This is a genomic window from Mesorhizobium sp. WSM3879, from assembly GCF_002294915.1.
GTDB lineage: Bacteria > Pseudomonadota > Alphaproteobacteria > Rhizobiales > Rhizobiaceae > Mesorhizobium.
Map to the genome: position 1 here is coordinate 518361 of NZ_NSFZ01000002.1, position 24531 is coordinate 542891.

Sequence of the window (24531 nt, forward strand, 5' to 3'; positions counted from 1 at the left end):
ATTCAGCTAGTAGTGGGATGTCGCAGGGGATAAACACTCCAAGTCTTAAACTGGAATCGGATTCGAATACAGGCGGCTACATTGAATGTTTGGTTGACAGGATATTTCGCAAGGTATTTTCATCAAATGTAGCCCCAAGAAAATCAAATAGCGGCTTAAGGCGGCTAAGGTCATTTCGATAGTCATCATAGTGAACATGGAAGATGTCGTCAGACAACGATTCTGCTACTTGTCGAAGAAGTCTGTCGGCGTCCAATAGCTCTTCCTCACTAATCCCGTGTTTGGATTTTTGACTGCTGGCAATTGTTGCAGAAATATCACGCGTATTAATAATAAATGAGCAGTGCTTAAAGAAGCGGCGGATGAATTCAAAGTCAATCGCTAGTTCTTCAGCGGTCAAATTATATCTTATCTCTTTGAAGCCTGTGGTGCGAACAGATGAAGGCGGCCTCAGAACATTCCGAATAAAGCTGGCAGCAAGATCTTTTCCGAAGGTGTCAACGTCCATAAAGGTTGCGCCATACCATGGGCTGGTGGTCTTATAGCTTTCAAAGGAAAAGAGTTCCTGGGCAGTCTTTGCAGCATGCCAGGCTTGTGCAAGCCCATGAAGGGTACCGGCATTCTCGCCGCGGATAACCACGCCAGGGATAGCGTTTAGGATGCCTTGGAGCAGCGTTGAGCCCGATCGTCCATAAGTAACGATAAAAACAAAATCAAAATTCATTGTATCCTCGCAGCGGGACAGCTATCTGCCCAACAATCTGCCGTGGGCGAATCCTCCTTCATGCTCTACTGGCGGGGCACCTTGGTTTTCTCAAGATGTAGCCTGCGGTCAGTGAGAAGGTTCGAAGCAGCGATCGTACCCAGCCTGGCAGACTCTGACATGAATGATCGTCATAGAATCGACCTCAGCCGAGGCCAACAGCATCGATCACGGAAGCCGCAATGTCATTAGCAGATCGTGATTTTTCAGCGAATTCAGCGACAACGTTTCGCAAGGTTCCCAGTGCGCTCGACCCGCAACGTTTCGGCTCGGTACCCGGCACAGACATTGGCATTGTCAATCAAAACAATCTCAGCGGCGTAATCAACTCGCACGGCATTGAAGGGATTCATGTGAGGCTTGCCGCGCCCTTCAGCGGTTGGCCACCCTTGCGAGTGCCTGTTGGTTTGCGTAGCTCGGGGTCTCGCCAAGCCGGATCAATACAATGTCGCCCTCTATTTCCAGGCTGCCAGGCGCGGGCCATACAGGCATCGTTGAAAGTCGAACAATTGTTTGATCGACTTGCTGATCCGTAGTGCCGTCCAGATTAGAATAGCCGAGCAGTTTCATATAGGAGGTGATGCGCCAGGGGTTGCCGCCGTCCCACTCGAAGAATGAATATCCGACGGTTGAACTCGGGGGCCTCGGATATTGGGTGGCAAACGGCAGGCCGCCGAACACGCTTACGGCGTATGAGCGCTTGGCGTCAAAGCCGGGCGTCGCCGCCAACCTGTCGTAGATAGCTGCGGCCAGGAGTGTATCGTGCTTGTCGACAAGATAGCTGGACGCCTGGCGATTGTTTTGGATTACCTGGATCTGGAAGACTACCACCCCAAGCAGGATCGCCGACAGGATCCTGATCCTGGCGTTGCCGCTTGTCACCGCAAGGTAGACGAAGAGCCAGACCGCTATCGGCAGACCTACGAGACTTCTGACGGGCATGACGCCAGCGGCCAGGGCGTGGACGCCGAAAGGAATGCACAGGCAGACCAAAGCGGCTGCGAGCAGCAGCAACCTTGTGCGTGAGGATTCCTTGAAAAGCGTCCAACCGCCGAGGACCAGCAGCAGCGGAACTGCCCACAAAATGACACCATAAATGCCACGGTCGAGGCCAAGCGCGCCTCCCATCGCTTCCAGCACCCGGCCCGTCACCACCATCGGATGCTGAAAAAGGAAACCCGGCTGGAAAAGCGACTCGAAATACTCGCTTCTTTTGGAAGTGAACGATTTGAAAATTGCATTGCCGACGGCGTAGAAAATCGCCGAGCCTGCTACCAGAATGCCGACTCGGGTCAGGTCTGTCGGCAGCGATCTCTCAATGCCGGCCCGGGCCTGCAGAACGCAGACAGCAATGCCCAATACCAGGATTGCCGGTGCGAAACTCTGATAGATTGAGATCGCAAAACCGCCGGCAGCGACCGCAACGAGGAAGCGCGAAACAGCTGCGGGGATATCCTTCTTGTTGATCAGCCAAATCGCAAGGGCACTGGCAGCCATGCCGATCCCGACCGCAGCGATGTTGGAGTAGAACTCGACGATGAAGAACCACGTCGGGAAGGCACAGAAGATCGCGAAGCAAGCATATTCGGTGACGGAAAGCTCGTGCTTGCCGATGGCGTCCATAACGAGCAGATAAGCGGCAACGCAACCGGCGCCAAAGATCGCCGGCGCCAGCAACGGCATTACCGGATTTGGAATAAGGAACCTCTCGATCAGGTAGGCCCCCCAACGTCCCTGAGCAATCCAGATCGAAGAATCGGTTCTGAAGGCGGCCACCTCTTCGTCGATGGAAAGCGAAAAGGAGGCAAGCTCGGAAAAGTACATTGCAACAAAGATCGCAAAGAGATTGATAGACGCCCGGATCGTAGCGGGACGTATCATCATTGTCTGCGAAGTATCCATCGAGAAACCAGGAAGTTTAGCATCGTCGTGACGGCCAGCGTTGCAAAGAATGCTGCTGTTCGGCTTTGCAGCACTCGCTCGAGAAAATGAAGGGTCGCCAACCCGGCCACGAACACTGCGACGGCCGACGATCCGACCGCCAGCCGGTCCGCGAAGCCGGCACGCCCGCCGGGAAAGACCCGATCGGGATAGAACACCATCACGAATGCGAGGCCTAGCAGCCAGGCAATCATATAGGAAATAGCTGACGGAAGCACAGTCAGACCGACGAAGTAGATGAGACTGGTCAGCGCGGTGTTCAATCCACCGGCCACTAGAAAGCGGATCGCGTCCGAGCCCACCTGGTCAGTAGTCATATGGCCTGACCGTGGAAAGAAAAACCGAATAATCCCTGATGTAGTCGTCCCCGTCATATGGATGCGAGGCCATGACCAGCAGGACCGTATCCGGCTGAAATTTGTACTGGATACCCCATATTCCGGGCGGCAGGTACAGGCCAATGGAGGGATCTGCCAACGACACCTCCTTTCTGTCGTGACCGTTATCGACTACCACGGAGAGCCGGCCGTGAGCGGCGATTAGGAACTGGTGGCACTGGCGATGCGCATGCTCCCCCCTGACCTTGTCAGAAGGAACACCGTAGACAAGGAAGGAACGCAACGGCTTGAAGGGAAGGCTATCCTTGAACTCGAGTGGAGCGAGTTCTCCGCGGAGGTCGCTGAAGTGCGGCAATCGCCAGAGCTCGCATCCGCCGACGCCAAGCGGCTTCCTGTCGCCGGATGCCCCCGGGATGGCTTGCGTGACCACGGGTTCGACTTGCGGGCCTGTCTGATAACCAATGATGACGGCAGGATTTCCGACCACCACCGCATTGGCCGGAACGTTCTTGGTCACCACGGCCCCGGCACCGATCATCGCGTGGCGACCAATGGTTATGCCCGGCAGGATCGTTGCGTTCGCGCCGATAGATGCGTCGTCCTCGACAGCCGTCTGGAGAAACGCTTCCGGATAGTGTTTCGAGCGAGGGAACCGGTCGTTGGTGAAGCTGGCATTCGGACCGACGAACACGCGATCGCCAAGTCGGACGCCGTCCCATAACTGAACGCCGCTCTTTATCGTCACATCGTCACCGACCGTCACATCATTCTCGATGAAGACGTGATCGCAGACATTGCAGTTCGCGCCGATCACGGCACCAGGAAGGACATGGGCAAATGCCCATATGCGTGTGCCGGCGCCGACGCGCGTGCTTTCGCAAATGCCGCGATCATGAACAAAAAAAGTTTTGTCGCTCATGCGGAGGTTCCGTCGACGATGCGGCTTACTATCCGCAATGGGCGGGATTTGGTATTTTCAACCGCCCGCCAAAGGTAACAGCCAAGGATGCCTTGCACCGCAAGGATCGCCGATCCAAATCCCACGATAAGCAGCACCAGCGTCGTGTATCCGGCCGGATCAATCCTGCCCATCAGGCGCGCAATGACGGTTATTGCAGCAAACATAAGGCTGAGAATGCAGCCTGCGATCCCCACCCAGAGTGTAAGAACTATCGGAAAGTCCGAAAACGAGAAGATCGAGTCCATCATATATCTGAGGCGGCGCCCCAAGCTCCAGGCACTTTTCCCATGTTCCCTTCCGAGGCGGTGATACGGCACCAATTCCCGCCTGAATCCTACCCAGAAGAGTTGCACGACAAGCGAGCTGTTCGGCTCTTCGATTGACAGGATCGCTTCGAGCACCTGGCGGTTGCAGGCGAAAATGTCGACACCGCCGCTAGGCATGCTGGGCAAAATCAGTCTGCGGTAAACTCCCCAGAAAACTCGTGAGAGAAACCGTGTCAAAAACGGATCGTCTCGCCCCGCTCTTTTGCCAAAGACGACGTCTGCTCCATCTCTTTCCAATATCGAAAAGAATTCGACGATGAGTTCGGGTGGCTCCTGAAGGTCGGCCGCCATTGCGGCCACATATTTGCCCGATGCGTGCTCAAGCCCGGTCCGAATGGCCGTGAAGGAGCCAAAATTCCGACTGTGAAAGATGATCTTATAATCGTGCCCCGATTCCTTCAAAGCCGTGGCCAGCAGCGCGCCGGACGCATCTGGCGATCCATCAACAACGAAGACAAACTGGATGTCGCCTTGGTATCTGTCATGAAAACCGGCAACGGCCTGCAGCAGGGCAGAGATATTCGCCTCGTTTCGATAGATGGGAAAAACGATAGAGCGCGCCGTCACATTGCCTCCCATTCGCCGAGGGCCTTGCACACTTGCACTATCTCGTCATTCGTCATGTCCGGGTGGCATGGGACGGAACAAAGACGACCGATGCTTGCTCTGGAGATTGCGAGATTGTGAGTTCCTTTCATCGGCAGATCCACCCAACCGGGCTGATCGCAATCGAGCACGGGATAGTGGACATCGGTATCGATGCCGCGCTCCTTCATGAACGTCCGGAATGTGTCCCGATCGTCGCAGAGCAGGACCGCGAGGTGCGCCACGGCGCCGTCGCCGCCGTCGAGGAATTTCAGCCGGCGCCCAGTAGCAGCCTTGAAGCGGTCAAGGATGGCGCGACGTTGTTCATTGCGACTGTCCAAATGCGGAAGAAGAACATCTAAAATCGCGGCCTGGAGCTCATCCATGCGGGAATTGCGCCCTCTGGGCAAACTCACATGATATTTGGAGCTCCAGCCATATTGATGAAGCTGACGAACGCGCTCCGCCAGTCTTGAATCCGAGGTGAGGACTGCACCACCGTCACCCATCGCGCCCAGGTTCTTGGTCGGATAAAAGCTGAAAGTGGCGATATCCCCAAGTGATCCGGCCATTTCACCACGGATGCGAGCGCCATGTGCCTGGGCGCAATCCTCGATGACTGGTATGTGCGACATGCCGGCATTGATAAGTTCTGCCCGGATAGCGCGAACATCGACTGCACCGCCGTAAAGGTGGGTAACAACGATCGCGGCGGTGTCAGTACTCACCGCGTCCAGCACCGATTGGATGCTCACAAGCTGGCTGGCTGGTTCGATGTCAATGTAGTGCGGAATGAGGTCGTTGTGCCAGCAGGCACAGCTGGCATACCCCCCGGCGTTGGCGGCCATGATCACCTCGCGTCCACGCGCATCGTTGAGTCCGACGGCCGAGCGCAAGGCGAGTTCCAGGGCGTCCGTTCCGTTGGCGACAAGGATACAATCGGAGACCCCTGCGAACTTCGCAAAGTTTGCGGCAAATCGCTTTCCTGTCGCGCCATTGAGCCACCATCCGGACTGTAACGTTCTCGCTATTTCGCGCGCGATCTTGACCTCGTAGCGCTGGTACAATCGCTTGAGATCATTCATCGGAACGGCATTTGGCTTCGTCATCAACAACTCAATAGCGTGGCTTCTTCGTTCCAGCGTGCTCGCGCGGTAAAACTCTGCAAGTTAAGCTGTTGCTAACATAGCGCATCTGTAAATCTTGCATCGCGGCGTGGTGGAAACCATAACAATGCGCACAACTATTGAGATTCCGACTCCCTCGCAACAGCTTGGCGCCATTTTGCGAAACGTGTAAACCTAGGAGTTGGCCACTGCCGCTTCGGCGGGCTGGGCCAGCACTGTCGTCAGCGACTCCACTCGGCCTCCTTTGAGCGTCAGTCTCTTCGTGCACACGCTTTGAATGAGGCTTTCGCTGTGGCTCGCCAGAACGATGATGCCCGCCTTTTCGGCCAGTTCGTCCATGCGCCTCTTGGCCTTTTCCTGGAAAGAGGCATCGCCGGCCCCGATCCATTCGTCCATCAGCAGGATTTCAGGGTCGAGCGTGGTCGCCACCGAAAAGGCGAGCCGCGCAGCCATGCCCTGGCTGTAGGCCTTGAATGGCAGGTCGATGAAATCGCCGAGCTCGCTGAAGGCGATGATGTCCTCCATCTTTTCTTCGATCTCGGCTTCCGACCATCCGTTGATCAGGCCTCGCAGCACGATGTTCCGGCGGCCCGTCGCTTCACGGCGAAATCCGATATTGATGTTGAAAAGAGCATCGACCTTGCCTTCGATCGCGACGCTTCCTCCTGAAGGCTCATAGATGCCGTAAAGCACCTTCAGCAGTGTCGTCTTGCCGGCTCCGTTCGGGCCGACAAGGCCAAGTCGATCGCCGGCTTTCAGTTCGAAGTTGACGCCGTCGAGCGCCTGAACGAACTGCTTACGACCGGAGGCTTCAATTCTGCCGCCTGTCGCGCCCAAACGCCGGTCCGGCGCCGAAAGCGTCAGCTTTTCGTGCAGCTTGTAGACCAGGCTCACGTTGTCCAGTTTTATCGAAACCATCACAAACTCAAATCAGGAAGACGACCTGCCGGCGGTATCTGCCAAGCAGCAGCAACGCGATCGCCCACATGACCAAGGCTGTGGTCCCAGTGACGACGAAGGCATTGATCGGAAACTCACCTCTGAGGATCGGAATGCGCGCAACGTCCAGGAGATAAGAGAATGGATTCCAGAGATAGGCGTATCTCTGTATGGCGTCTTGCGCGTTATACACCCAGAAGACGGGTGTGAAGAACATCCCGACGCGCATCAGATTGCCAACGATGAATTCGCTGTCAGGGAAGAATGCGCCGGTAAACGCGAACACTGTAATCAGGGCTGGCGTGGTCAACAGGATCAAGAGCAATCCCGCCAGCGACCACAGCCAAGCAGGCGTCGGCACCGGGCCGCTGATCAGGAGAATGATGGCGCATCCGGCAACCGCATAGCCCGCGCGAATCGCCGACTGTACCGTCAATCGCATCACATAAACGAACAGGGGCAGCGTCGTGCCCTCGATGAAGCTCTCTTCGCGCTTGAAGAGCGGCACGCTCAAGGAAATGACCTCCATGAGGTAAAACCATACCATGAGACCGATGGCCACATAAGCGGAATAACCTGCTGCGTCCTTGCCGGCGGGTTTGAATACGAAGACAAACGTCCCTGCGAAGGCAAGATAGTTGACCAGAAGCCAAAGCGGCCCGAGCGTGGTCCGCCGATGCTGGTCACCGATATCCTCGTGAGCGAGCGCGATCCATACTCTTCGCAGCTTCATGGCCCCGAAGATATCTTCAAGAGCGCCGTTCAGTGCCGAAATCATTGTCGTGGTGCCACAATTGTTCTGTGCCCGGTTGTTCTGTGCCCGGTCTCACGCTCACACGCCCGCCGCGCACCTCTTTCATAGCCATTGCGACAAGCTTATGGCAGCGCGCCGCGTCGTAGTGAAGCTGGGTCGTCAGCCTGTGATATTTATTAGCGAATTCTATTGAATGCTCCGACAGTTTTCCTGAAGCGACTAACAGTCCAGTCCGAGTTGTTGCCGCGTCGAGACAAATCGTTGGCACGATCACATATGTCTAAAAAACCCCTAGCTCTCCCCCCAACTCCGCGCTAATGCCATAACCGGTGACGGGGTTGGGGATTTGCAATCTGGAGTGGCGAGGGACGGTGTTCTGTCCTGCGCCGTTCTGGTAATATTTCCCGCGCCTGGAGTTCAGTACTACCCAATGACCGCCTATGTAGAAGCCGTATCGGGCCTCCGACCGAAGATGCGGCGCGCCATCATCATGGTCCAGGACCTCGTCATGGTCCTGATCGCGGTGGCGCTCAGCCTCACGCTCTCGCAGTCGCGGCTTTCCTTCGATGCGTTCTCCTCCGGCGGGCTGGCTTGCTGGGCGCTGATCGTGCTCCTCGCCCATCTCCTGTTTCGCACCTGCGGCCTCTACAGCACCGTCTGGCGCTTTGCCTCGACGCCCGACTTCTTCAACATCCTGAAGGGCTGCGGCAGCCTGACGGTGGTTCTCTATCTGGCCTCGATTGCCTACCGCTCCTTTTTCCAGCCGGTCGCCGGTCTCAACGAGCGTCAGTTCATCGTCTTCTTCCTGGTCTCCTTCACCATCATTTCGGCACCCAGGCTCTACTATCGCTTCCTGCGCGACGGCGCGTCCTGGCGCATCCTGCGCCGCGCCGCCGGCGATGCGTCGATCAAGCAGGCGCTGTTCATCGGCCGGCTGAGCGAGGCCGACGTGATCGTCCGCTTCACCCGCACGGCGGTGCCGGCCGAATATGCCATTGCCGGCATCATGGCCACGGAAGCCGACGCGCCGCTCGGCACGCAGATCCAGGGCGTTCCGGTCGTGGCGCTGCGGCCGCGTCTGGTCGAGGTGCTGGAAGAGTATGTCAAGGGCACGGAAAACCTCGACCTCCTGATCTTCGGCAAGGGGGTCGAGCGCGAGATCGAAGACTATGCCGAGCTGGTGCGCGTCGCCCGCCACAGCGGCATCGCCGTCGTCCAGTTCTCCGGTCTTTCGGAACTGGGGCAGGGCGGCAAGCTGGTTCTCGATGCCGTCGAGATGGAAACCATCATGCGCCGTTCGGCGGTCGCCACCGACATCGCGCGCATCGGCGCCTTCGTCGGCGGCAAGCGCGTGCTGGTCACCGGCGGGGCCGGCTCCATCGGCCGTGTGCTGGTCAAGCGCGCGCTGGAGCTCGGCGCCGAGGCGGTGCTGGTGGCCGACAATTCCGAGTTCGGCATCTTCCAGCTCGATCAGATCATCGACGAGAAAGACCGCGACCGGCTGGCAAGCCGCATCGTCGATGTCACCGACCGGCCGCACATGATGCGCCTCGTCAGCGAGTTCAAACCCGCGATCATCTTTCACGCCGCGGCGCTGAAGCATGTGCCGCTGCTGGAAGAGAACTGGGAAGCGGCGATCGAAACGAATGTCTTCGGCACGCTCGCCTGCGCCGAGGTCGCGGCCGAATGCGGGGTGCCGCAGTTCCTGCTGATTTCCAGCGACAAGGCCGTCGACCCGAGCTCGGTGCTTGGGGTCACCAAGCGCGCGGCCGAGCAGATCGTCTCCTCGCTGCATGAAACGCACGCCGAGCCGTCGCCTTTCCATGCCGGCGGGCTGAACGGCCACCATGCCGGCACCCCAACTGTGCGTCGTCCCGGCACCAAATTCATCGCCGTGCGCTTCGGCAACGTCTTCGGCTCCAACGGCTCGGTGGCGACCATCTTCCAGGCGCAGATCGAGGCCGGCGGGCCTGTCACCATCACCGACCGGCGCATGACGCGCTATTTCATGACGGTGGCCGAGGCCGTCGATCTCGTCATCATGTCGGCCGCCGATGCCGAGCGGCGCCAGGGCAGGGACGACTACGCCATCTACATGCTTGACATGGGCAAGCCCGTGCCGATCCTCGAAGTCGCCGAAACCATGATCCGCATGGCCGGCAAAAGCCCCTATACCGACATTCCGATCCGCTTCACCGGCATCAGGCCCGGCGAGAAGCTGCACGAGGCGCTGCATGGCGAAAGCGAGGAGGTCGTCAAGCTCGACATCGCCAAGATCTTCGGCCTCAGGACCGACGTGGTGGAGTGGCGGAGGATCGAGGCCGCGCTGCCGGCGCTGGTGGCCGCCATACGGGACCAGGACAAGGCCGCGGCCCTCGCGATCCTGGCCGGGCTCTACCGGGCAGGGCAAGGCATTGGCGGCGCGCCCCAGCGGGCGGTGCCGAAAGCGGCCGGACAGATCGGTTAGGCCTGTGCCGCCCTCCCGCAATTGGCTATTGAAGCCTGTTCGAATGCCCTGCGGGTTCTGAAACAGTGACCGGGAAAGATCAGCGCGTGGCCGTTCTCATGGGCACGAGGGATGGCGCGGCCTTTATCGGCGAGCAGTTGCAGTCCTTGCTCGACCAGTCGTGGCCCCATGTCGATCTCTGGGTTTCCGACGACGGCTCGACGGACGCCACCCTCGCGATCCTCGATGCGTGGCGGTCCCGCTGGAACAAGGGCTCCCTTACGCTGGTGCAGGGCCCGCGAAACGGCTTCGCCGCCAACTTCCGCTCGATGATCATCGAGCCGCGCGTCGATGCCGATTACTACGCCTTTTGCGACCAGGACGATGTCTGGGAGCCGGACCGGCTGGAGAGCGCCATTCGCTGGATGGAGAAAGAGGATATGGCAATGCCGCTCCTGTTCTGCTCGCGCACGGCGACCATTTCCGAGACCGGCGTCCCGGCCGGCCATTCGCCGCTGTTCCACCGCCCGCCGTCCTTCCGCAACGCCCTTGTGCAGAGCATCGCCGGCGGCAACACCATGCTCTTCAACCGCGCGGCGCGCGACCTTCTGGCGAAGGCCTCGGCAAGAACCGAATTCGTCAGCCATGACTGGTGGGCCTATCTCGTCGTCACCGCCGCCGGCGGCACGGTCCGCTACGAGCCGCGGCCGCTGGTCAAATACCGGCAGCACGGGGCGAACCTGGTGGGCGCCAACGTCTCCTGGAGGGCAAGGCTTTCGAGGCTCGGGCGGCTGTTCCAGGGCCAGTTCGCCACCTGGACGGACAGCAATCTCAGAGGCCTTGCCGTCAACCGCGACCTCGTTACACGCGATGCAGCACGTTGCCTTCGCCTGTTCATCAGGGCGCGCAAGGGCAGTGCTCTCAGGCGCTTCAGCCTGCTCGGCAAAAGCGGCGTCTACCGGCAGACCCTGATGGGCACGCTCGGCCTCTACCTTGCCTTTCTTTGGCGGCGGATCTGAGCCGTGACGGCAAAGCGGGCTTTCGACCTGACTATCGCGGCCGTCATGCTGGCGGTTACCTCGCCTGTTGTGCTGATCGCCATGCTGGCGGTCAGGGCGACATCGCCCGGACCGGCCATCTTTTCGCAGCTGCGCGTCGGGCGGGGCGGCGCTGTCTTTGCCTGCCACAAGCTGCGCACCATGCATCGCAACACCCCGTCCTTGCCAACGCACGAGGCGCCTGCTGGGTCGGTCACCGCGGTCGGCAGGGTGCTGCGCGCGACCAAGATCGATGAGCTGCCGCAGCTCTGGAACGTGCTCAAGAGCGAGATGAGCCTTGTCGGTCCCCGTCCGTGCCTGCCGACGCAAACGGAGTTGATCGGCCACCGGCAGCGGCTGGGCGTGCTTTCGGCGCTTCCGGGCATCACCGGGCTGGCGCAGATCAAGGGCATCGACATGTCCGATCCGAAACTCTGCGCCGAGACCGACGCAGCCTATCTGAAGGCCGCTTCGATCGGCCTCGACCTCAGAATATTGCTGGGGACATTCTACCGGGCCTGAGCGGCCTTCTTTCGCGCCAGTTCCTCAAGCCGGCCGAGCGTATCGGTTTCCGGCATCCAACCTTCCGAGGCCAGCAGTGACGGATCGCAGATCTGGGTCGCGGTCAAGGCTTGCCACGATGCCTGCATGCCGAGCAGCCTTGCCGCCAGCCGGAGCGGCATCGCGGGCATGGGAAAAAGCCGCGGCGGACGGCCGAAACCACGCCGGAACGCGGCAATGATTTCCGACATCGCCAGCGGAACTGAGTTGCCCGCGACATAGGCCGGGTGGAGCGGTCCTGGACGGCTGACAAGGTGCAGCACCGCGCCCGCCGCCGTGTCGGACGCGATCAGCGAACGCACACCTGCCAGCGCGCCGGCCGGCAGCGGCAGGGCGGTGTCGGCAAGCCGCATCAGCGACGCCATGTTGCCCCTCATGCCCTCGCCATAGACGGGCGGCAGGCGCAGTGCCGTGGCATCCGGGCGTCCGGCGTAAGCGGCGATCATCCTGATCTCGCCTTCGCGTTTGGAGCGGCCATAGGCGCATTGCGGAGCAGGGGCCATCGTCTCGTTGATCGTGCCGCTGAAGCCGGGACCCGCCACGGCCCGGATCGAGGAAAGATAGATGAAGCGCCCGCCGCAACCTGCAGCCGTGGCCTTGGCCAGCCGCGCGGTCAGCGTCGCATTGGCGGCCTGGTAGTCGGCGTCGCTGGCGTTCCGATCGCTGTTCAGCGCCGCGCAGTGGACGACATGGCTCACCTCGCGCATCAGTGCCAGGAAGGCGTCGTCCGGCGCATCGGCGCCGGGCAGCGCAAAGACCTCGCCCGCAGCCTGCAGTCGTTCTGGCCAGCGGGACGCAATGCGTATGTCGAAGCCGGCCTGACGCAGCCGGCCGGTCACCTGGCGTCCGATCAGCCCCGTCGCCCCGGTGACCAGGACCTTCATGTTCGCCGGCTGGCGGCCGAAGGAATGGCTGCGCTCTTGCCGGTCGGCGGCACCGTTCGTCCGCAAGCCAGATAGGTTCCCGAAACCAGGAACACCATCAGCGTCGAATCGAGGAGGTCCTGGCCGACCAGGATACCGGTCAGCCCGCCTATGAGATAGGTGACGACCGTGACGATGATCATGGTTGCGCCGAACCGTTCCGCTGGGACGGCGCTGCGGCGCAGCGCCCTTGCCGCGTTCCAGGCCGCGACGACGAAGATCGCCGCCAAGGCGAACGCCCCTAACAAACCGGCCTGCACCGCCGCGGTCAGAAAACCGTTGTGGTAATGGTTGTAGCCTGCGTCCATGCCGAATTGATCGTGAAAACCCTGTTTCATCAGCGCCCGGCTGCCTGTGATGCCATGTCCGAAAATCGGAGCCTCGTGAAACGCGTTCGTGCCGATCTCCCACATCGCCACCCGCAGCCCAAGCGCCGTCGTATGGTCGTTCTTGGTGGTGAGCGCATCCAAGTCGCTGAAAAGGAAGTCAGCGCGATTGGCAATGACGGGAAACGCGATCGCGGCGAGCAGCAGGCAGGCGCCGCCGGCAATCAGCGCAATGCGCGCGAGTTTCAACCCGCTGAGCCGGCGCCGGTTGATCGAGAGCACGGCGATGCCCGCCAGCAGCAGCGCCAGCCAGATGATGCGGGAGCCCGAATAAAGCACCGCCAAGCTGCCCGACAGCGCAGCGAGAGTCAGCAGCTTCCAGCGCTTCTCGATCCCCGACAGCGCGCCTGCGAGGCTCATCGCCGCGGCCAGGCAGGTCACCGTCGCGAATACGATGGCATTCCCGGCACCGCCTTCGGCCCTGGTGCCGATCCAGTAATACTGAACGACGGCGAGCAGCAGCGCGCCGAAACATGCCGCGGCGCTCGCCAGCACGACGATGCGTACAAGCACGGTCTTTTCCGTGATGCTCCAGGTCGAATAGGAGATCGGAAAGAAGAGGAAAGTGATCAGCGGCAGGAACAACCGCAGATCCGCCGCCAGCGTGCCGTTGACGATCGAAGCAAGGACGATGGCCGCGCAATAGGCACAGATCGCCACCGTCATGGCAAGCATCGGCCGGTCGATGTTGAACCGCCGCCGTTTGATGGCGAGCAGAACCACGGACCAGAGAGCGCCGCCGTTGAAAACGAAGCTGACCACCGACCCCAGCACCGGCGGCGAGAAGAAGCAGACGATCGAGAAATAGATGTTGATCTGTGTCGGCGTGAGATGCCGCCGAAGCGATGTAAACGGGTTCAATGCCTTGCTTCGCAATCTTCCAGGTTGTGCGCAGACCCGCCGGAGTACCGAACAATTGGCCTTGACCGATCCCGTTCTGCCGCGCCTCGCCCGCTCCCGCGCCGGTATAGCGGCTGGCTCCGATCTCCGATAGGGCGACCGAAGGATGTCCAGCCAAAAATCGGCGGCGTGGACGAAAGCTCTTGGAAGTCAACCTAGCCGATCGAAGCAAATAGGTTTGTTCGGCCCCTTTCAATTGCTCGGCTTGTCTGGGAGAATTTTCCGACTTATCAAGCTCACTTGGAAAATTCATTCCCAAAGCGCTGTGCCCGGCGCGGGTCTTGCATTGTTATGGGCGATGGCGATCTGCTAGAACGCCCGCGACAAGTGTCCAGGGCTTGACGGGCTGTTTTAGCAAACCGCGCCAATCGCCTGCTGCAAGGGCCTGGCCGGCATGAAAGAACGCTCAATAGCTTATGAATATCGCGCTCACTCATCTGCAGCGGCTAGAGGCCGAATCCATCCACATCTTCCGTGAGGTTGCGGCCTCCTTCGCCAAGCCGGTGATGCTCTATTCGGTCGGCAAGGATTCCTCGGTGCTGATGCATCTGGCGATGAAGGCCTTCTATCCCGCCAAGCCGCCATTTCCCTTCCTGCATGTCGACACGACCTGGAAGTTCCGTGAGATGATCGCCTTTCGCGATCAGATGGCGCAGAAGCTCGGCTTCGACCTGCTTGTTCATGTCAACGAAGACGGCGTGCGCGACGCCATCAACCCCTTCGATCACGGCTCGAACACCCACACCCATGTGATGAAGACGGTGGCTCTGCGCCAGGCGCTCGACAAATACGGCTTCGACGCGGCCTTCGGCGGCGCCCGTCGCGACGAGGAGAAGTCGCGCGCCAAGGAGCGCATATTTTCCTTCCGCAATGCCCAGCATGCCTGGGACCCCAAGAACCAGCGGCCCGAAATGTGGAAGATCTTCAACACCCGGATCGCGCCGGGTGAATCGATCCGCGTCTTTCCCCTGTCCAACTGGACCGAGCTCGACATCTGGCAGTATATTTTGCAGGAGAACATCCCGATCGTGCCGCTCTATTTCGCCAAGGAGCGGCCGGTCGTCGAACGCGACGGCATGCTCATCATGAAGGACGATGACCGCATGCAACTGCGCCCCGGCGAGAAGATCGAGAACCGTCTCGTGCGCTTCCGCACGCTGGGCTGCTATCCGCTGACGGGCGCCATCGAATCGGATGCCGACACGCTCGAAGCCATCGTCGGCGAGATGCTGACCGCCCGCACCTCCGAGCGTCAGGGCCGCCTCATCGACCGCGACGAGGCAGGTTCCATGGAAAAGAAGAAGCGCGAGGGGTATTTCTGAGCATGCGCCACATCCTGGCCACGAGCCTCGCCCCGACCGATTCGATCCGCGACTACATGGCCGCGCAGGAGAGGAAATCGCTGCTGCGCTTTCTCACCTGCGGCTCGGTCGACGACGGCAAGTCGACGCTGATCGGCCGACTGCTGTCCGATACCAAGCAGATTTTCGAGGACCAGCTCGCCGCGTTGGAGAACGATTCTCGCAAGCACGGCACCACCGGCGACGACATCGACTTCGCGCTGCTCGTCGACGGGCTGGAGGCCGAGCGCGAGCAGGGCATCACAATCGACGTCGCCTACCGCTTCTTCGCCACCCCGAAGCGCAAGTTCATCGTCGCCGACACGCCCGGCCATGAGCAATACACGCGCAACATGGCGACGGGCGCTTCGACCGCCGACCTCGCCATCGTGCTCATCGATGCGCGCCAGGGCGTGCTGCGCCAGACCCGGCGCCATTCGATCATCGCGTCGCTGCTTGGCATCCGCCACATCGTCCTTGCCGTCAACAAGATCGACCTCGTTGGCTTCGACAAGACCGTGTTCGACCGGATCGTCGCCGACTACGGCGAATTCGCGCAAAGCCTGGGCTTCAACAGTATCGTGCCGATTCCGATGTCCGCGCGCTTCGGCGACAATGTCACCAGCCGCTCGGAGCGCACGCCCTGGTATTCCGGGCCGTCGCTTATCGAGCATCTGGAAACCGTGTCCGTCGACGAGGCGGCGATCGAATTGCCGTTCCGCTTTCCCGTCCAGTATGTGAACCGTCCCAACCTCGATTTTCGCGGCTTTGCCGGAACAATTGCATCCGGTTCCGTTTCCAAAGGCGACGAGGTCGTGGTCGCCAAGTCGGGCAGGGCCTCCCGGGTCAAGCGCATCGTGGCGCATGGCGGCGACCTTGAGCAGGCTGTTGCCGGCCAGGCCATCACGCTCGTCCTCGAGGACGAGGTCGAGGTTTCGCGCGGCAACATGCTGGTATCGCCGGCCGCACGTCCGCAGGTCGCCGACCAGTTCGCCGCCAATCTGGTCTGGTTCGACGAGCAGGCCCTGCTGCCCGGCCGGTCCTATATCCTGCGCACCGAAACCGATCAGGTGAGCGCGACCGTCACCGATCTGAAATACCGCGTCAACGTCAACGATTTCGCGCATGAGGCTGCGAAGTCTCTCGACCTCAACGAGGTCGGGGTGTGCAACCTGTCGACCCGGGCGCCGATCGCCTTCGATCCCTTCGCGGAGAACCGCACGACCGGCGCCTTCATCCTGATCGACCGCATCAGCAACGCCACCGTCGGCGCCGGCATGATCCTGCATTCGCTGCGCCGCGCCGAAAATATTCATTGGCAATCGCTCGACGTCGGCAAGCGCGGCCGCTCCGACCTGAAAAACCAGCGCCCGGCGGTGTTCTGGTTCACCGGTCTGTCCGGTTCCGGCAAGTCGACCATCGCAAATCTCTTCGAGAGGAAGCTGTTCGCGTCCGGCCGCCACACCTACATCCTCGACGGCGACAATGTTCGCCACGGCCTCAATCGCGATCTCGGCTTCACCGACGCGGATCGGGTCGAAAACATCCGCCGCGTCGCCGAAGTGGCCAAGCTGATGGCCGATGCGGGCCTGATCGTCATCGTCTCGTTCATTTCGCCCTTCAGCGCCGAGCGGCGCATGGCGCGCGAGCTGATGGGCGAGGGCGAATTCGTAGAGGTGTTCGTCGACACGCCGTTCGAGGAATGCGCCCGCCGCGACCCGAAGGGCCTTTACGCCCGCGCCTTGAGCGGCGAGATCAAGAACTTCACCGGCGTCGATTCTCCCTACGAGACGCCGGAGAACCCCGAGATCCACCTCAAGACTCTCGGCAGGACGCCCGAGGAGATGGCGGAAGCCCTGGAACACTGGCTGACGGAGCGCGACGTTGCCGAAGAGCAGTATGACGATGGCGGCGGCATCTGAGGACGCGGCAATGCTTGGCGTGTTCGAGCGCCTCGCGCTCGATGCCGGCCGCGCGGTGATGCGCGTCTTCCACGAAGGCTGCGCCGTCGACAGCAAGTCCGACTCTTCGCCGGTGACGGAAGCCGATCGCGAAAGCGAAAAGATTATCCTGGCCGGCCTGCGCGCCGCTTATCCGGACATCCCTTGCGTCGCCGAGGAGGAGGTTGCGGCGGGTATTGCCACGCCCGACCTCGACGGCGCCTTCTTCCTCGTCGATCCGCTCGACGGCACCAAGGAATTCGTCAACCGCCGCACCGATTTCACCGTCAACATTGCGCTGGTGCGCCACGGCGTGCCGGAAGTCGGCGTCGTGTTCGCGCCTTGCACAGGACGTTTCTTCTCCGGTCGGCCGGGGACGGCGGAAGCGATCGACGTTGACGGCGACTATCGTGTCGCCGGCCGTCGGCCAGTCACCGTGCGGGCAGGCGGCACGCCGCTCGCTGTCGTCGCCAGCCGCTCGCACAACACGCCGGAAACCGAAGCCTTCATTCGCGATCTCGGCGCCACCGAAATCGTCTCGATAGGCTCGTCGCTGAAATTCTGCCTGCTCGCCGCCGCCGAGGCCGACGTTTATCCGCGCTTCGGTCGCACCATGGAATGGGATACGGCGGCCGGCGATGCGGTGCTGCGCGCCGCCGGCGGCATGACCCGCACGCTGGACGGCCAGCCGCTCCGCTACGGCAAACGCAACCAGGCCACTGACACGGATTTCGCCAACCCGTACTTCATTGCGACGGGGAAGGGCGTGGAGGCTTAATCTCCTCCTGAAGGGGGAGATCAGGCAGCCGCGACCTGCGCCGAGTTGGAGCCGATATAATTGCGGATCGTCTCGATGATCTTGTCCTGGTCGGCTTCGCTGAGATAGGCGTGCATCGGCAGACAGAGGATCTGCTTCGGCAGCTTTTCCGAAACCGCAAGACCGGTCGGCGTGCGCGGATAGTCGCGGTAGGCGATTTGTTCGTGCAGCGGCTTCACGTAATAGATGACCGACGGGATGCCTTTTTCGCCGAGATGCGCCTTCAACCCGTCGCGCTTCGGCGTCTCGATGGCATATTGTGCCCAGGCCGAGCGGCCGTGGCCGAGATTGCGTGATGCCTTGACGATGTCGCCAAGCCCATTGGCGTAACGGTCGGCGACCGCCTGACGGGCCACCATCTCTTCCTCGAGGATGGCGAGCTTCTCGATCAGGATCGCCGCCTGCAGCGTGTCGAGGCGGGAATTGATGCCGACGCGGATGTTGTCGTACTGCGTCTCGCCCTTGCCGTGGAAGGCGAAGGAGCGCAGCTTGTCGGCGAGCGCAGCATCATTGGTGAACATCGCGCCGCCATCGCCGTAGCAGCCGAGCGGCTTGGCCGGATAGAAGCTGGTCGAGCCGACATGGCCGAAGGCGCCGCACATCGTGCCGTCGGCCGAGCCGCCCATCGACTGGGCCGCGTCCTCGATCACCAGCAGGCCCTCGCGCTTTGCGATCGCCATGATCGCCTCGTAGTCGGCGGCAAGTCCGAACAGGTCGACCGGGATGATCGCCTTCGGCTTCAGCCTTCCTTGCTTCTTGATCATGTCGATCGCCGCCTCGAGGCTGGCGATATCGATGTTGTAAGTGTCGGGATCGACGTCGACGAAGACAGGCTCGGCCTTGGCGAGCGCCACCACCTCGGCCGTCGCGGCGAAGGTGAAGCTTGGCACGAACACGGCATCGCCCGGACCGATGCCGGCCGCAAACAGCGGCAGAAGCAGCGCATCGGTGCCGTTGGCGCAGGCCACCACGTGCTTGACGCCGACATAAGCCGCGAGCTTGTTCTCGAATTCTGCGACTTGCGGGCCGAGGATGTAACGGCCGTCTTCGACCACCGTGTCGATCGCGGCCTTCAGCCGGTCGCGGATTCGTTCGCGTTGCGCGCCAAGATCGATGAACTGCATGTCGGCCTCAGATGCTGCCAGTAAACCGGCCCGCTGGTACCAGACTTGCCACGGCTGAAAAAGCCGCCCATGGCCAGGCCGAATTGCGCAAGTGTCGCAGCCTGTTACCGTTTTTTTGCCTGCCCATTGCCAGAAGAAGCCGGAAATCCGGGCTTCCAAGCATATTCGAAGCGGCTCTCGTCGCGCTGTTCCGGCCCTTCGAAACATAAAGTGATCGCTCGGGCACGGACCGCCGGCGAGACCGGGCAGCCGATCAGGCTATTTCGTGCCGCCATGGCGGGTTGGCGCCGGCCCGAGATACCGTCACCGCGGCCGCCTTGGCGCCAAGCTCCAGCGCGCTGCGGATGGCTTCCTCCGAGAGGCCGCCGATCGCTGCCTTGGTGAGCAGACCCTGCTCGTGCAGCGAGGCAAGGATGCCGGCATTGAAGGTGTCGCCCGCGCCGACGGTGTCGACCACCTTCACCTTCCGCGGCACCACCGTGACCTTGTGCTCCCTGCTGTAGCCGACGGCGCCCTCGCTGCCATGGGTGACGACGATCAGCCTGGGGCCGCGGTCCAGCCAGTTGCGCACGACCTCCTCGTGCGAGCCCGCTTCGTCGAACCAGTTGAGGTCTTCGTCCGACAGTTTAACGATGTCGGCCATCGCCATCATCTCGCGGATGCGCCTCAGATGCTTGGCCTTGTCCGGAATGAAGTTCGGCCGGATGTTGGGGTCGAGCATCATCACCCGGCTGTTGTGCTCGCGCCGCATGAACTCCTCATAGGCCGATCCCGCCGGTTCCGAGATGAGGCTGATCGCGCCGAACAGCATCGCCTCGATCTCGGCCCCGAGCTTCGGCAGGTCCTCGATGGCGAGCATGCGCCCGGCGGTGTTCTCGTCGTAGAACGTGTAGGTCGCCTGGCCATCGGTGAGCCGCACGAAGGCGAGCGTGGTGGGCCTGGGCGAGGTGTGCGCATAGGTCGAGCTCACCTTGCTTGCTCCCAGCGCTTCGCGGAACTGGCCGCCGAACAGGTCGGAGGAGAGACCTGAGAAGAAGCCTGCCGGAGCGCCGAGCCGCCCGAGCGCGATCGCCGTGTTGAACACCGCCCCGCCGACATAAGGCGCGAAGGCCGCTTCGCCTTCCGTCGTCGTGCGCGGCAGCATATCGATCAGGGCTTCGCCACAGCAGAGGATCATTGTGTCTCGGTCTCCGGCGGATGGATCACGCCCTTACGGATGATGATGTTGGCATAAAGCCTTGGCTCGCTGGTCGCGACGATCGCATGCGCGGCCTTGACGCGTGCATAGAAGTCGGCCCCCGCCAGCGCAATCACCTTGCGGCCCGGCGCGCGTTTCGCGCAGACCGCTTCCATCTCGTGATGCACGGGATCGGCGAGCGCCGGATCGCCTTTGACCGAGGCGCGGAACAGCGCCTCCGGCACCGCCTCATCCACCGGCAGCACGCTCAAAACGGCGTCCAGCACCGGAATGACGGCATGGCCGTCGGCGCGGATCAGCCTGCGCGCCTGTTCCTCGGCCGGATAATTGCCGTCGACGATGGCGATCTCGTCGCCATGGCCCTTGGCCCTGAGCGTCGCCAGAAGCTGCGGGCCGAGCAGCGACGGAATGCCGATCAGCATGGTCAGGCGCTCCTGGAAATCGTCGTCGGTCCGATCAGGAAGCGTTCGGAAAGCGGCAGGCTGGCGCCGCCAAGCGCCCGCGCATGGATGCCGACCGTTCCTTCGCGTACGACCGGCAGCTTCAGCCCCTCGGCGTCGATACCGGTGATCGCGTCCGTCACCGCATCGACAAGCCTCCGCCGCACGTCGAGCGGCATCCAGCCGTCGATCACCGCTGCCTCGAAATCGATGACCGACGAGGCGGCGACGATCGCATAGGCCAGCGCCTGTGCAGCACTTGCGATCCAGTCGTCGAGCTCGGCGCCGATCTCACCCCATTCCTGCGGCGAGGTCCACAGATAGGAGCCGTCGATGCCCTTGGAGCTCAGCGCCTTTTCCAGCATGGCGATCGAGGCGACGTCGATAAGCTGTGTCGGCTTGCCGTCCGGGCCGGGCACCGGCATCGAACCCAGCGCGCCGGCATTGCCGGTCGGCCCGCCGAACAGGCGGCCGTTGAGCACGATGCCGCCGCCGGCAAAGGCGCCGATATAGAAATAGACGAAGTCGCGCGCCGCGCCTGCCTGGCCGAAGACGAGCTCTGCCCCGCAAGCGGACGTGGCGTCGTTCTGCAGATAGACCGGAAAGTCGCATTGGGACTGGATGTCGGCGCGGATGTCGCGATGGCGCCATTCATCCATGATCTCGCGCGGCGCGCCGGCTGTGTCGGCCCAGCTCCAAAGCTCGAACGGCATGGCGATCCCGAGCCCTGCGATGCGCTTGTCCTGCGCCGGTGTCAGCTCGCCGCGCATTTGTTTGATCCCAGCGCCGACGAACTCCACCGTCTCGCGCGGCGCCGGATAACGATAGGAATTCTGCAGCATCGATCGCACATTGCCGAGGAAGTCGATCAGCACCAGCTCGGCGCTGCGGCGGCCGATCTTGAGACCGATGAAGAAAGCTCCTTCCGGATTGAGCGCCATCGGGATCGACGGCTGGCCGATCTTGCCGCGCAGCGGCGCCTGGCGCACGAGCAGCTTGTCCTCTTCCAGCTCCCGCATGATGACGGATACCGTCTGGGCCGACAGCCCGGTCATGCGCGCGATGTCGGATTTGGCGAGGCTGCCATGCTGGCGCACCAGTGACAGCACCAGCCTTTCATTGTGGTCGCGCATGCCGCTCTGGTTCGTGCCGCGATGCAGCCGGCTCTCCAGAGCCTCGGGCGAACCGTGCCTCGCAATGCCGGTCTCCACCCTGTTCCTCCCGTCGGTTTCCCCACACTGGCTTTTCGTTCAGAATGAGTGAACAGCGCAAGTCTGTCAATAATAAATAAGAGTGATTTAATTATTGACAGATGATGCGGACTGGTGTCTTTTGGGGTGGCGTCCACGCTGGGAAAAATGGTTGGATGCGCTCGAGGCGTCGGGTTGGCCGGCGTCCGGAATGGTTCCATTGGGAGGAAATCGTGACCAAGAAATCGCTGCTGAAGTCCACCGTATTCGCGGCGGCCGGGCTGGGCCTGCTCGCATTCGCCTCGTCCGCATCGGCTGCAGGCGTCGGCGCCTGCCTGATCACCAAGACCGACACCAATCCCTTCTTCGTGAAGATGAAGGAAGGCGCCACCGCCAAGGCCAAGGAACTCGGCGTCGACCTGAAGACCTATGCCGGCAAGATCGATGGCGACAGCGAGAGCCAGGTCGCGGCGATCGAGAGCTGCATCGCCGACGGCGCCAAGGGCATCCTGATCACCGCCTCTGACACCAAGGGCATCGTGCCGACGGTGAAGAAGGCGCGTGACGCCGGCCTGCTGGTGATCGCCCTCGACACCCCGCTCGATCCGATCGACGCTGCCGATGCGACCTTCGCCACCGACAATCTGGAGGCCGGCAAGCTGATCGGCGCCTGGGCCGCCGCCACGCTCGGCGACAAGGCCAAGGACGCCAAGATCGGCTTCCTCGACCTCACTCCCTCGCAGCCGACCGTCGACGTTCTGCGCGACCAGGGCTTCATGATGGGCTACGGCATCGACGTGAAGGATCCCAACAAGATCGGCGACGAAGACGATCCGCGCATCGTCGGCCACGACGTGACCAACGGCAACGAGGAAGGCGGCCGCAAGGCGATGGAGAACCTCCTGCAAAAGGACAACACCATCAACGTAATCCACACCATCAACGAGCCGGCCGCAGTCGGTGCCTACCAGGCGCTCAAGGCCGTCGGTCTGGAAAAGCAGGTGCTGATCGTTTCGGTCGACGGCGGCTGTCCGGGCGTCAAGTCGGTTGCCGAGGGCGTTATCGGCGCCACCTCGCAGCAGTACCCGCTGCAGATGGCGGCGCTCGGCATCGAGGCGATCGCCAAATTTGCCAAGGACGGAACGAAGCCGAAGCCGACCGAAGGGAAGAACTTCTTCGACACCGGCGTCAATCTCGTCACCGACAAGCCGGCCAACGGCGTCAAGTCGATCGACACCAAGGAAGGCCTCGCCAAGTGCTGGGGCTGACGCTCTGACGGTTCACAAAGCTTGCGGCTGGGGGCTTGATCCCCGGCCGCATCGGGTGGACGATGCGCCTTCGTCAAGCGCGGACAATCCTGGCGACAGACCGGAAGAGGCGTCGACGGCGCGCGCAGCAATGAGAAGGCTGTGCGCATACGGGAGGATACATGTCTCAGATTCAGGAATTCGAGAAGGTACTTTCGGGCAGCGACTCCAGCGTCGCGGCCTTCGACGAGCACGGCAAGTCGTTCGTCAAGCGCGCCCAGCATTTCCTGCACTCCACGCCGGCGGCGGTGCCGCTGATCGTGCTGGTGCTGTCGGTCATCATCTTCGGCGTTGCCATCGGCGGCCGCTTCTTTTCGTCCTACACGCTGACGCTGATCCTGCAGCAGATCGCCATCGTCGGCATCCTGGGCGCTGCCCAGACGCTGGTCATCCTGACCGCCGGCATCGATCTTTCGATCGGCGTGGTGATGGTCATCTCGGCGGTGGTCATGGGCAACTGCGCCATCACCTATGGCATGCCGACAATCCTGGCCGTGGTGCTTGGGCTTGGCGCAGGCGCGGTTTGCGGCATGCTCAACGGGTTGCTGGTCGCCTATATGAAATTGCCGCCCTTCATCGTGACGCTCGGCACCTGGAACATCGTCATGGCCACCAATTTCATCTACTCGGCCAATGAGACGATCCGCGACGCCGATGTCGACGCTCAGGCGCCGCTGCTGCATCTCTTCGCGCTGAGCTTCAGGGTCGGCTCCGCCGTGCTGACGGCCGGCGTCATCGCCATGGTGCTGTTGGTGCTGCTCTTGTGGTATGTGCTCAACCACACGGCGTGGGGCCGCCATGTCTATGCCGTCGGCGACGACCCGGAAGCGGCGAAACTCTCCGGTATCCAGACCAAGTCCGTGCTGATGGCCGTCTATACGCTTGCCGGTCTGATCGCCGCCTTCGCTGCCTGGGTGTCGATCGGCCGCAACGGCTCGATCTCGCCGTCCGCCGCCGTCACCGACTACAATCTGCAAGCGATCACCGCGACCGTGATCGGGGGCATCTCGCTCTTTGGCGGCCGCGGCTCCATCCTCGGCACGCTGTTCGGCGCCATGATCGTCGGCGTCGTCTCGATGGGCCTCAACATGCTGGGCGCTGACCCGCAATGGAAAGTGCTGCTCACCGGTGTCCTGATTATCGGCGCCGTGGCGATCGACCAGTGGATCAGAAAGGTTTCGGTGTAAC

General features: G+C 61.7%; 22 protein-coding genes. 8 read left to right on the forward strand and 14 right to left on the reverse strand.

The window, feature by feature from the left end:
* Positions 1–76: 76 nt before the first annotated feature.
* The 8 genes from CK218_RS05875 to CK218_RS05910 form a co-directional block, all read right to left on the reverse strand.
* On the reverse strand, positions 77–724 hold the full coding sequence (locus CK218_RS05875) for a sulfotransferase (protein WP_095827138.1): 648 nt from the start codon (positions 722–724) through the stop codon (positions 77–79).
* 411 nt (positions 725–1135) lie between these two features.
* Positions 1136–2647: a glucosyltransferase domain-containing protein gene (locus tag CK218_RS05880; protein ID WP_179294434.1), complete on the reverse strand. Its 1512-nt coding sequence runs from the start codon at positions 2645–2647 to the stop codon at positions 1136–1138.
* On the reverse strand, positions 2644–3021 hold the full coding sequence (locus CK218_RS05885; RefSeq protein WP_095827140.1) for a GtrA family protein: 378 nt from the start codon (positions 3019–3021) through the stop codon (positions 2644–2646). The genes CK218_RS05880 and CK218_RS05885 overlap by 4 nt, the downstream gene beginning before the upstream one ends.
* Positions 3011–3961 carry a WxcM-like domain-containing protein gene (locus tag CK218_RS05890; protein ID WP_095827141.1) on the reverse strand — a complete coding sequence of 317 codons (951 nt, stop codon included), beginning with the start codon at positions 3959–3961 and terminating at the stop codon, positions 3011–3013. The genes CK218_RS05885 and CK218_RS05890 overlap by 11 nt, the downstream gene beginning before the upstream one ends.
* Positions 3958–4896, reverse strand: coding sequence for a glycosyltransferase family 2 protein (locus CK218_RS05895; protein WP_210201058.1), 939 nt, complete (start codon positions 4894–4896; stop codon positions 3958–3960). The genes CK218_RS05890 and CK218_RS05895 overlap by 4 nt, the downstream gene beginning before the upstream one ends.
* Positions 4893–6023 (reverse strand): DegT/DnrJ/EryC1/StrS family aminotransferase, encoded by a 1131-nt coding sequence (locus tag CK218_RS05900; RefSeq protein ID WP_095827143.1) that lies wholly within the window; start codon positions 6021–6023, stop codon positions 4893–4895. The genes CK218_RS05895 and CK218_RS05900 overlap by 4 nt, the downstream gene beginning before the upstream one ends.
* Before the next feature lie 192 nt (positions 6024–6215).
* Positions 6216–6959 (reverse strand): ABC transporter ATP-binding protein, encoded by a 744-nt coding sequence (locus tag CK218_RS05905; protein WP_095827144.1) that lies wholly within the window; start codon positions 6957–6959, stop codon positions 6216–6218.
* 7 nt (positions 6960–6966) lie between these two features.
* A complete protein-coding gene (locus CK218_RS05910; protein ID WP_095827145.1) occupies positions 6967–7758 on the reverse strand; it encodes an ABC transporter permease in 792 nt (263 codons plus the stop codon).
* Positions 7759–8164: 406 nt separating this feature from the next.
* Between CK218_RS05910 and CK218_RS05915 the strand changes: the two genes are divergently transcribed.
* From CK218_RS05915 to CK218_RS05925, 3 genes are all read left to right on the forward strand, one after another.
* A complete protein-coding gene (locus CK218_RS05915; RefSeq protein WP_179294435.1) occupies positions 8165–10201 on the forward strand; it encodes a nucleoside-diphosphate sugar epimerase/dehydratase in 2037 nt (678 codons plus the stop codon).
* 86 nt (positions 10202–10287) lie between these two features.
* Positions 10288–11199 (forward strand): glycosyltransferase family 2 protein, encoded by a 912-nt coding sequence (locus tag CK218_RS05920; protein WP_245434915.1) that lies wholly within the window; start codon positions 10288–10290, stop codon positions 11197–11199.
* Between the two features lie 45 nt (positions 11200–11244).
* Positions 11245–11739 carry a sugar transferase gene (locus tag CK218_RS05925; RefSeq protein ID WP_095781959.1) on the forward strand — a complete coding sequence of 165 codons (495 nt, stop codon included), beginning with the start codon at positions 11245–11247 and terminating at the stop codon, positions 11737–11739.
* Here CK218_RS05925 and CK218_RS05930 read toward each other — a convergent pair.
* Together CK218_RS05930 and CK218_RS05935 are read right to left on the reverse strand one after the other, a co-directional pair.
* A complete protein-coding gene (locus CK218_RS05930) occupies positions 11727–12728 on the reverse strand; it encodes an NAD-dependent epimerase/dehydratase family protein (protein WP_348628711.1) in 1002 nt (333 codons plus the stop codon). The genes CK218_RS05925 and CK218_RS05930 overlap by 13 nt on opposite strands.
* Positions 12659–13948: an O-antigen ligase gene (locus tag CK218_RS05935; protein WP_095827147.1), complete on the reverse strand. Its 1290-nt coding sequence runs from the start codon at positions 13946–13948 to the stop codon at positions 12659–12661. Before CK218_RS05935 ends, CK218_RS05930 begins: the two co-directional genes overlap by 70 nt.
* A 455-nt stretch (positions 13949–14403) precedes the next feature.
* Here CK218_RS05935 and cysD point away from each other — a divergent pair, with 455 nt between their 5' ends.
* From cysD to cysQ, 3 genes are read left to right on the forward strand one after another with little or no spacing between them, the layout of a single operon-like run.
* Complete coding sequence (cysD, locus tag CK218_RS05940; protein ID WP_095827148.1) at positions 14404–15309, forward strand: sulfate adenylyltransferase subunit CysD; 906 nt, start codon at positions 14404–14406, stop codon at positions 15307–15309.
* Positions 15310–15311: 2 nt separating this feature from the next.
* Positions 15312–17249 carry a sulfate adenylyltransferase subunit CysN gene (gene cysN, locus CK218_RS05945; protein ID WP_179294436.1) on the forward strand — a complete coding sequence of 646 codons (1938 nt, stop codon included), beginning with the start codon at positions 15312–15314 and terminating at the stop codon, positions 17247–17249.
* Between the two features lie 10 nt (positions 17250–17259).
* The gene (cysQ, locus tag CK218_RS05950) at positions 17260–18045 is read left to right on the forward strand and encodes a 3'(2'),5'-bisphosphate nucleotidase CysQ (protein ID WP_179294446.1); all 786 of its coding nucleotides are present in this window, start codon (positions 17260–17262) and stop codon (positions 18043–18045) included.
* Positions 18046–18065: 20 nt separating this feature from the next.
* Here cysQ and CK218_RS05955 read toward each other — a convergent pair whose 3' ends face one another.
* The 4 genes from CK218_RS05955 to CK218_RS05970 all read right to left on the reverse strand — a co-directional run bounded on the left by CK218_RS05955 (position 18066) and on the right by CK218_RS05970 (position 22057).
* The gene (locus tag CK218_RS05955; protein ID WP_066997804.1) at positions 18066–19208 is read right to left on the reverse strand and encodes a DegT/DnrJ/EryC1/StrS aminotransferase family protein; all 1143 of its coding nucleotides are present in this window, start codon (positions 19206–19208) and stop codon (positions 18066–18068) included.
* 253 nt (positions 19209–19461) lie between these two features.
* The gene (locus CK218_RS05960) at positions 19462–20385 is read right to left on the reverse strand and encodes a carbohydrate kinase (protein WP_066997802.1); all 924 of its coding nucleotides are present in this window, start codon (positions 20383–20385) and stop codon (positions 19462–19464) included.
* Positions 20382–20828 (reverse strand): RbsD/FucU domain-containing protein, encoded by a 447-nt coding sequence (locus tag CK218_RS05965; protein WP_095827150.1) that lies wholly within the window; start codon positions 20826–20828, stop codon positions 20382–20384. The genes CK218_RS05960 and CK218_RS05965 overlap by 4 nt, the downstream gene beginning before the upstream one ends.
* 2 nt (positions 20829–20830) lie before the next feature.
* On the reverse strand, positions 20831–22057 hold the full coding sequence (locus CK218_RS05970) for an ROK family transcriptional regulator (protein ID WP_095778019.1): 1227 nt from the start codon (positions 22055–22057) through the stop codon (positions 20831–20833).
* Positions 22058–22269: 212 nt separating this feature from the next.
* On the opposite strand from CK218_RS05970, the gene CK218_RS05975 reads away from it, so the two are divergent.
* Positions 22270–23304, forward strand: coding sequence for a sugar ABC transporter substrate-binding protein (locus CK218_RS05975; protein ID WP_066998169.1), 1035 nt, complete (start codon positions 22270–22272; stop codon positions 23302–23304).
* A gap of 161 nt (positions 23305–23465) precedes the next feature.
* A complete protein-coding gene (locus CK218_RS05980) occupies positions 23466–24530 on the forward strand; it encodes an ABC transporter permease (protein WP_066997793.1) in 1065 nt (354 codons plus the stop codon).
* The last annotated feature ends 1 nt before the right edge of the window (position 24531 follow it).

Bases quoted from the DNA above. Each gene is read 5' to 3' on its own strand.
- CK218_RS05875 (WP_095827138.1), bottom strand. From the start codon at position 724: ATGAATTTTGATTTTGTTTTTATCGTTACTTATGGACGATCGGGCTCA.
- CK218_RS05880 (WP_179294434.1), bottom strand. From the start codon at position 2,647: ATGATGATACGTCCCGCTACGATCCGGGCGTCTATCAATCTCTTTGCG.
- CK218_RS05885 (WP_095827140.1), bottom strand. From the start codon at position 3,021: ATGACTACTGACCAGGTGGGCTCGGACGCGATCCGCTTTCTAGTGGCC.
- CK218_RS05890 (WP_095827141.1), bottom strand. From the start codon at position 3,961: ATGAGCGACAAAACTTTTTTTGTTCATGATCGCGGCATTTGCGAAAGC.
- CK218_RS05900 (WP_095827143.1), bottom strand. From the start codon at position 6,023: ATGACGAAGCCAAATGCCGTTCCGATGAATGATCTCAAGCGATTGTAC.
- CK218_RS05905 (WP_095827144.1), bottom strand. From the start codon at position 6,959: ATGGTTTCGATAAAACTGGACAACGTGAGCCTGGTCTACAAGCTGCAC.
- CK218_RS05910 (WP_095827145.1), bottom strand. From the start codon at position 7,758: ATGATTTCGGCACTGAACGGCGCTCTTGAAGATATCTTCGGGGCCATG.
- CK218_RS05915 (WP_179294435.1), top strand. From the start codon at position 8,165: ATGACCGCCTATGTAGAAGCCGTATCGGGCCTCCGACCGAAGATGCGG.
- CK218_RS05925 (WP_095781959.1), top strand. From the start codon at position 11,245: ATGCTGGCGGTTACCTCGCCTGTTGTGCTGATCGCCATGCTGGCGGTC.
- cysD (WP_095827148.1), top strand. From the start codon at position 14,404: ATGAATATCGCGCTCACTCATCTGCAGCGGCTAGAGGCCGAATCCATC.
- cysN (WP_179294436.1), top strand. From the start codon at position 15,312: ATGCGCCACATCCTGGCCACGAGCCTCGCCCCGACCGATTCGATCCGC.
- cysQ (WP_179294446.1), top strand. From the start codon at position 17,260: ATGCTTGGCGTGTTCGAGCGCCTCGCGCTCGATGCCGGCCGCGCGGTG.
- CK218_RS05955 (WP_066997804.1), bottom strand. From the start codon at position 19,208: ATGCAGTTCATCGATCTTGGCGCGCAACGCGAACGAATCCGCGACCGG.
- CK218_RS05960 (WP_066997802.1), bottom strand. From the start codon at position 20,385: ATGATCCTCTGCTGTGGCGAAGCCCTGATCGATATGCTGCCGCGCACG.
- CK218_RS05965 (WP_095827150.1), bottom strand. From the start codon at position 20,828: ATGCTGATCGGCATTCCGTCGCTGCTCGGCCCGCAGCTTCTGGCGACG.
- CK218_RS05980 (WP_066997793.1), top strand. From the start codon at position 23,466: ATGTCTCAGATTCAGGAATTCGAGAAGGTACTTTCGGGCAGCGACTCC.